Below are 6,837 nucleotides of genomic sequence, written 5' to 3'. Positions count from 1 at the left end.
GCGACGGCGATCAGGAAGACCACGAAGGCGATGATCTGGTTCAGCCGCCAGTCCAGGCCGATCTGTTCCAGGGGGTACTGGGTGGTCTTGGTGGCTTCGTCGATGCGCATGGCTTCGACCCAGAACCGGCCCAAGGCGTAATAGGCCACATAGGTCCAGGCCAGCAGGCCCTGCTTGAACTGAAAGCGGCGGTAGAGCCAGAGCAGCGCCACGAATCCGAGCAGGTTCCACACCGATTCGTAGAGGAAAGTGGGATGGAAGGTAGTCATCTCGCTGGCGCCGGCCGGCAGCGGCTGGTGGGCCTGATCCGTGTCAATGGTCAGACCCCAGGGCAGCTCAGTGGTGCGGCCGTAGAGCTCCTGATTGAACCAGTTTCCCCAGCGGCCGATGGCCTGGGCGAGGATCACTCCGGGCACCACAGTGTCGGCGAAGGCCGCGAAGCGGATGCCGTTCTTGCGGCAGAACAGCCAGACCGCAAGCGAGCCGGCGGCCACAGCACCGATGATGCTCAAGCCTCCCTGCCAGATCTGCAGGGCGCGCAGCAGGTCCCCGCCCTGGCCGAAATAGGCGTCCGGGGAGCTGAGCACGTGATAGATGCGGGCGCCGACGATGCCGACCAGCACGGCCCAGACCATGGCGGAGAAGACGTCGTCGCTGCTTCCTCCGCGGGACTTCCACAGGCGGGTGGCCACCAGGACGGCGAGCACGATGCCGAGCATGATCGCCACGGTGTAGAACGCGATGAAGAAGGGGCCGGGCAGGTCGATCCCGCGTGCGGGCGGGGCGGGGAAGCCAGCAGAAATCATGGCGGCAAACATACCAGACGCCTGTGCTGGGCCTAATTGTCAGGTTCTTCGGGGTTCCGGGAGAGGTGAATGATGGCGGCCGTCATGCCGCCCCACACCGTCACCAGAGCCACGATCATCATCACAATTGCGTCAGTCTCCATCTCAGACCGTCTCCTTTCCCGCTTCGTCCCGGTCGGGGTCCTCCTCGTGCAGCGCCGAAGTGCCGTGCCAGGGCACAAAGCTCAGCACGATCGAGGCCACGATGATCGCTGCCAGGGAGCCCCAGCCGAATGTCACCACGACCCAGGTGTCGAAGCCGCCGTAGCCTTCGGTGATCTTGTCGCTGATGTCCATCACCAGCAGCACCGCGAGCACCACCGGCAGCACGACTCCCAGCATGGCCTTCCAGATGGGGCCGACCTTGAAGGAGCCGAAGCGGTTCAGGGCGGCGGCCAGCACGTCGAGGCGGCGGTAGACCCAGGTGACCATCACGACGGCGATGAAGGCGCCCCCGACGATGCCGACGTTGTTGGAGAAGGCATCGACCACGTCGAGGATGGTGACCCCGGAGACCCCGCCGATCAGCACGATGGAGAGCACCGCGGTGAGGCCGCCGACGATCGCCACGGTCTTCACCCGCGACCAGCCGGTCTTGTCCTTCACCGAAGAGATGACGACTTCCATGATCGAGATCTGCGAGGTCATCCCGGCAAGGAAGAGTCCTCCGAAGAACAGGACGCCGACCAGCGCGGAGGCCGGAGCCTCGGAGACGATGGTGGGGAAGGCCACGAAGGCCAGTCCCAGCCCGGAGGAGGCCACCTCGTCGACGGCGGTGCCGGCTGCGGTGGCCAGGAAGCCCAGGGCAGCGAAGACGCCGATGGCGGCCAGCAGTTCGAAGGATGAGTTGGTGAAGCCCACCACCAGGCCGGAGCCGGTGGTGTTGGACCTGCGCTTCAGGTAGGAGGCGTAGGTGATCATGATGCCGAAGCCCACCGAGAGGGTGAAGAAGATCTGGCCATAGGCCTGGATCCACACTGTGCCGCTGGTCAGCGCACCCCAGTCGGGGGTGAAGAGTGCGTTGAGGCCGGCGGCTGCTCCGTCGAGGGTCAGCGAGTAGCCCACCAGGATGATGAACATGATGAACAGCAGCGGAATGCCGACCACAGAGACAGCCGAGATGCCCTTACGGACACCGGCGCCCAGAGCCACCAGCAGCAGCACCCACACGGCGATCAGCGGCCAGCCGACCTGGGCGACGAAGTCGATGGAGATGCCGGTGCCTCCGGTGCCGCCTCCGTCGTACTGGAGGAATTCCTCGAAGAAGAACCCTTCGGCGTCGTCACCCCAGGCTTGGGTCAGCGAGAACCAGGCGTACATGCCGGCCCAGGCGATGATGGCGGAGTAGTAGATGGCGATCAGGAAGCAGATGCCCACCTGCAGCCAGCCGATGGACTCGGCGCTGGGATGGAGCCGTTTGAAGGCCAGCGGAGGCGAGCCCCGGAACTTATAGCCGATCGCGTAGTCGAACAGCAGGATGGGGATGCCGGCGGTCAGCAGCGCCACCAGGTACGGGATGAGGAAGGCGCCGCCGCCGTTCTCATAGGTGATGTAGGGGAAGCGCCAGATGTTTCCCAGTCCCACCGCAGAACCGATGGCTACCAGAATGAAGGCATTGCGCCCGGTGAAGCTCTCCCGGAGGCGGAACTTCGGCGCGGGTACGGCTGACTCGCTCATATCTCCCTCCCAGTCAGTTCGGCCGCGATGCGACCGACAGCCTGCGGACCGCCATCTCGCAGTGCCGCGACCAAGGCTGTGCCGACGATCACACCATCAGCATACGCCCCGATCTCCTCCACGTGGGCGCGGGTGGAGACTCCCAGGCCGACGCAGACCCGCTGGGCGCCGGCTTCCTTGGCGCCGCGGACAACGCGTTCGGCGGCCTCGGAGACGGCCTCGCGCGCACCGGTGACACCCATCAGTGACACCCCGTAGACAAAGCCGCGGGAGGCCTCGGCGATGCGGGCCAGCCGCTGCGGCGTGGAGGTCGGGGCGGCCAGGAATACCCGGTCCAGGCCGTGGGCGTCGACGGCGGCAATCCATTCCTCGGCCTCGTCGGGGATCAGGTCCGGGGTGATGGCTCCGGCTCCGCCGGCTTCGGCGAGCCGCCGGGCGAACTCCGCCGGCCCCATCCGGTCGATGATGTTGTAGTAGGTCATCACCAGCACGGCGGCGTCGGTGGCCTGGGTGACCGCTTCGACGATCTCGAAGACTTCGGCGATGCGGAAGCCGCGGGCCAGCACTTCGGTGGTGGCCTGCTGGATGACGGGGCCGTCCATCACCGGGTCCGAGTAGGGGACGCCGATCTCGATGACGTCGGCGCCGTTGCGCACCAATTCGATGGCTGCGGCGATGGAGGTCTCTTTGTCCGGAAAGCCGGCAGGCAGATAGCCGATGAAGGCCGGGCGCCCTTCGGCGGCTGCGGAGTCGATAGCGGCGGCAGTCTTCGAGTCGGTCACGCTTGCACTCCTGTCTCCGGGGCTTCGGAGCCGTCCTGGGGCGGCAGCAGGTCGAACCACTCGGCTGCGGTGGCGACATCTTTGTCCCCGCGTCCGGAGAGGCTGACCACAATGCTGCGGTTCGCCGCCTCGGCTCCCCAGCTGCGGGTCAGCCGCACGGCACCGGCCAGCGCGTGGGCGGACTCGATGGCCGGGATGATGCCCTCGGTGCGGCACAGGGCCTCGAAGGCGTCCATGCATTCGGCGTCGGTGACCGGCTCGTAGCGCACCCGGCCGGTATCGGCCAGATAGGCGTGCTCGGGCCCCACGGAGGGGTAGTCCAGTCCCGCGGAGATGGAGTGGGAATCCACCGTCTGCCCGTCGGCGTCCTGCATCAGGTAGCTGCGTGCCCCATGCAGCACACCGGAGCGGCCCAGGGTGATCGCCGAGGCGTGCCGTCCGGAGTCCAGGCCCTCTCCGCCGGCCTCGTAGCCGTAGAGCGCGACCTCCGGATCGTCCAGGAAGCCGTGGAAGATGCCCATCGCATTGGAGCCTCCTCCCACGCAGGCAGTGACGGCATCAGGCAGCCGGCCGGTGATCTGCAGGATCTGCTCGCGCGCCTCCTCGCCGATAACCTGGTGGAACCAGCGGACCATCTCCGGGAACGGGTGAGGCCCGGCGACGGTGCCCAACACATAATGTGTGGTCTCCACTGAGGCCACCCAGTCCCTGAGCGCCTCATTGATGGCGTCCTTCAGGGTCTGGGCGCCATGGGCCACGGGCACCACCTCTGCGCCGAGCAGCCGCATCCGGGCCACGTTCAGCGCCTGACGGCGCGTGTCCTCAGCCCCCATATAGACCACACACTCCATGCCGAACAGGGCTGCGGCAGTGGCGGTGGCGACCCCGTGCTGGCCGGCTCCGGTCTCGGCGATCAGCCGGGTCTTGCCCAATCTGCGAGCAAGGAGCGCCTGGCCGAGCACATTGTTGATCTTGTGGCTGCCGGTGTGGTTGAGGTCCTCCCGCTTGAGGAAGATCCGCGGCGCCGGGCCCTGACCGGCGGCCTCAGCGGCAAAGCGGGGAACTTCGGTGAGCAGGCTGGGCCGGCCGGTGTAGTCGCGGCTGAGCCGCTGATACTCGGCGACGAAGTCCTCGTCGGTCTTGGCCGCCCGGAAGGCGGATTCCAGCTCATCCAGGGCAGCCACCAGGGATTCGGGCATCCAGCGTCCGCCATAGCGACCGAAATAGGGGCCTTCCGCATTGCGGTAGCGCGGGGTGCTCATCAGCTCTCCTCTCCGTGGGCCAGGGAGGCGGCCCGGAAGTCCTTGACCGCGGTTTCAGGGTCGCCGTGGCGCACCAGGGCTTCGCCGACCAGCACGGCATCGGCTCCCTGCCCGGCGTAGTCGCGCACTACAGATGCCGAATCGACGCCGGACTCTGCCACTCTGACCACGTCCTCGGGCAGGTGGCGGGCCATAGCGGAGTAGTGGGCGACGTCGACCTCAAGGGTCTTCAGATTGCGCACATTGACGCCGACGATCTGCGCCTGTGCGGCAGCGGCGCGTTCGATCTCCTCCTCGGTGTGGGCCTCCACCAGAGGATGCATACCCAGCTCCCTGGTCAGCGCGGAGAAGTCGCGCAGCTGTGCGTCGTCGAGTGCGGCGACGATCAGCAGCACCATATCCGCCCCGTAGGCCCGCGCCTCGTGGAACTGGTACTCATCGACCATGAAGTCTTTGCGCAGCACTGGAATATCGACGGCGTCCCGAACGGCTGCCAGGTCCTCCAAGGATCCGTTGAACCGACGCGGCTCGGTCAGCACGGAGACCACTGAGGCCCCTCCGGCCTGGTAGGAGCGGGCCAGGGAGGCCGGATCGGTGATCGGTGCCAGCGCGCCTTTGGAGGGCGAGGAGCGTTTGACCTCGGCGATGATCCGCACCCCGGAGGGGTCGCGGCGGCCCCCCTGCAGCGCGCTGAGTGCGTCCAGCGCCGGTGGGGCCTCGGCGGCGCGGCGGCGGATCTCGGTCAGCGGAGTCTCTGCCCGGCGCTGCGCAAGATCCTCCCGCACTCCGGCGATGATGGTGTCCAGGACCGTGGCCATGAAGGAAGCGATCAGTCGGTGCTGCGTTCGGGGCGGCGCTTCTGCTCGCCGCCTGCGGTATTGTCCGGGGAGGCCGGTCCGCGGTGGCTGCGGGGGTCCTCACCGCGGCGCAGCACCGCCTTGGAGTCCATCTCCACCCCGAAGCCCATCTTCTTCAGCACCACGCCGGCGACGATAGCCACCGGGACCAGCGCTGCACCGATGATGATCGCTGTCCACCAGGCATCGCTGAAGGACAGGCCGATGAAGCCGACGCCGGCGATGACCGAGCCGAGGATGATGATCCCGCACAGCGTCCAGGCCGCCGGGGTCGAGCCGTGGCCGATGTGGTCATAGTGGATGAACTCATCGGCCGAGCCCGGCTCCTGCTCGACGTCGCGCACCGGCGCCTGGCTCTTCACGGATCCCTGGCTGGTGGCCATAGGTGATTCTCCTCAAGTTTCTCTACAGGGCGTCGAAAATCTGTGCACTATTCTGCCACGCCGAGCCCGGTGGGTCAGACTTTGCCGGCCGCGCCTGGGCGAGAAGCGCCCTCAGGCTGAGGTGACCCGGGCTGCGGCAATGACATCATCGGCCGGAATCTCTCCCGGGGCGGTGCCTTGAAGGCCGGCGCGCCCCAGGGTGGTCTGGATGGCGGTGTTGACCGGCGTCGGGACTCCGTGCAGCCGTCCCAGCTGCACGATCTCTCCGTTGAGGTAGTCGACTTCGTGACTGCCTGCTCCGCGGGCGAAGCTCTGCCAGGTGGACTGCTGCCCGATGGTGTACCCGGAGGCGGGATCGACCTGGAACTGGCTCATATCGGCGGTGCGGTCCGCATCGCGGGCCACGGGGATGCCGGCGGCGGCGAGGGCACCGGCGGCCTCTTCGCTGACGGCGGCCGCCAGGTGCTGCTTGACGTCCGCGTCGGGGATCCGCATCAGGTCCAGTCCATTGCGCACGCTGCGCAGCAGCTTCAGTGCCTTCCATGCCACTACGTGGTCATCGACCTGCACCATCCAGTCGATGCGGCGCAGCAGCTGAGCGATCTGTTCGGCCTGCGGGTCGCTCCCGGCGGGCATGCGTCCCATCACGAAGACGGCGACCTTCGGGGCGGCGCCGGCGATGACGGTCCCGGTCTCGGTGTAGCTGGCCGGGATCAGGATGGATCCGCCGTAGACCTTCGAGAACCGGCGCAGCAGGATGGGTTCGGCCGCCAGTCCGTTCTGCAGGGTGAGGATGGGCCGCTCGCTGGCCAGCTGGTCGCCGGCCGGCTTCCACGCCAGCTGCTCGGCGGCAGCCTCCACGTGCTGAGTCTTCGTGGCCATGATCAGCAGGGGTGGTTTCCATCAATGGTCGCAACACCGTCCAGCAGAATTGAGACCGTGATGTCATCGCGTCGAGTGAAGAAAGGCCCGGGGCGTCGGCCGCTCTCGGCCAAGAGAGAACAGTTCATGCGCCTGCAGGAGCGGGGTTG

At 67.2% G+C, this 6,837-nt stretch carries 8 protein-coding genes; all 8 read right to left on the bottom strand.

Annotation, left to right across the window (positions count from 1 at the left end):
- A partial coding sequence (gene lgt, locus Q1K09_RS12810) for a prolipoprotein diacylglyceryl transferase (RefSeq protein WP_300345862.1) occupies positions 1 to 806 on the bottom strand: 806 nt, incomplete at its 3' end.
- Between the two features lie 32 nt (positions 807 to 838).
- Positions 839 to 949, bottom strand: coding sequence for a methionine/alanine import family NSS transporter small subunit (locus tag Q1K09_RS12805; protein WP_300345861.1), 111 nt, complete (start codon positions 947 to 949; stop codon positions 839 to 841).
- 1 nt (position 950) lies between these two features.
- Positions 951 to 2,522, bottom strand: coding sequence for a sodium-dependent transporter (locus Q1K09_RS12800; RefSeq protein ID WP_300345860.1), 1,572 nt, complete (start codon positions 2,520 to 2,522; stop codon positions 951 to 953).
- Positions 2,519 to 3,304, bottom strand: coding sequence for a tryptophan synthase subunit alpha (gene trpA / locus Q1K09_RS12795; protein WP_300345859.1), 786 nt, complete (start codon positions 3,302 to 3,304; stop codon positions 2,519 to 2,521). Before trpA ends, Q1K09_RS12800 begins: the two co-directional genes overlap by 4 nt.
- Positions 3,301 to 4,566 (bottom strand): tryptophan synthase subunit beta, encoded by a 1,266-nt coding sequence (gene trpB, locus Q1K09_RS12790; protein ID WP_300345858.1) that lies wholly within the window; start codon positions 4,564 to 4,566, stop codon positions 3,301 to 3,303. The genes trpA and trpB overlap by 4 nt, the downstream gene beginning before the upstream one ends.
- Positions 4,566 to 5,384: an indole-3-glycerol phosphate synthase TrpC gene (trpC, locus tag Q1K09_RS12785; protein ID WP_300345857.1), complete on the bottom strand. Its 819-nt coding sequence runs from the start codon at positions 5,382 to 5,384 to the stop codon at positions 4,566 to 4,568. Before trpC ends, trpB begins: the two co-directional genes overlap by 1 nt.
- A gap of 11 nt (positions 5,385 to 5,395) precedes the next feature.
- Complete coding sequence (locus Q1K09_RS12780) at positions 5,396 to 5,806, bottom strand: HGxxPAAW family protein (RefSeq protein WP_300345856.1); 411 nt, start codon at positions 5,804 to 5,806, stop codon at positions 5,396 to 5,398.
- Positions 5,807 to 5,917: 111 nt separating this feature from the next.
- The gene (locus tag Q1K09_RS12775) at positions 5,918 to 6,688 is read right to left on the bottom strand and encodes a ketopantoate reductase C-terminal domain-containing protein (RefSeq protein WP_300345855.1); all 771 of its coding nucleotides are present in this window, start codon (positions 6,686 to 6,688) and stop codon (positions 5,918 to 5,920) included.
- Positions 6,689 to 6,837 lie beyond the last annotated feature (149 nt).

The sequence above is a fragment of the Nesterenkonia sp. genome (assembly GCF_029265375.1).
In the GTDB taxonomy this organism is placed as follows: Bacteria; Actinomycetota; Actinomycetes; order Actinomycetales; family Micrococcaceae; genus Nesterenkonia.
This window is presented reverse-complemented; position numbering and strand designations above follow the sequence as displayed.

Bases quoted from the DNA above. Each gene is read 5' to 3' on its own strand.
- Q1K09_RS12780 (WP_300345856.1), bottom strand. From the start codon at position 5,806: ATGGCCACCAGCCAGGGATCCGTGAAGAGCCAGGCGCCGGTGCGCGAC.
- Q1K09_RS12775 (WP_300345855.1), bottom strand. From the start codon at position 6,688: ATGGCCACGAAGACTCAGCACGTGGAGGCTGCCGCCGAGCAGCTGGCG.
- trpC (WP_300345857.1), bottom strand. From the start codon at position 5,384: ATGGCCACGGTCCTGGACACCATCATCGCCGGAGTGCGGGAGGATCTT.
- Q1K09_RS12805 (WP_300345861.1), bottom strand. From the start codon at position 949: ATGGAGACTGACGCAATTGTGATGATGATCGTGGCTCTGGTGACGGTG.
- Q1K09_RS12800 (WP_300345860.1), bottom strand. From the start codon at position 2,522: ATGAGCGAGTCAGCCGTACCCGCGCCGAAGTTCCGCCTCCGGGAGAGC.
- trpB (WP_300345858.1), bottom strand. From the start codon at position 4,566: ATGAGCACCCCGCGCTACCGCAATGCGGAAGGCCCCTATTTCGGTCGC.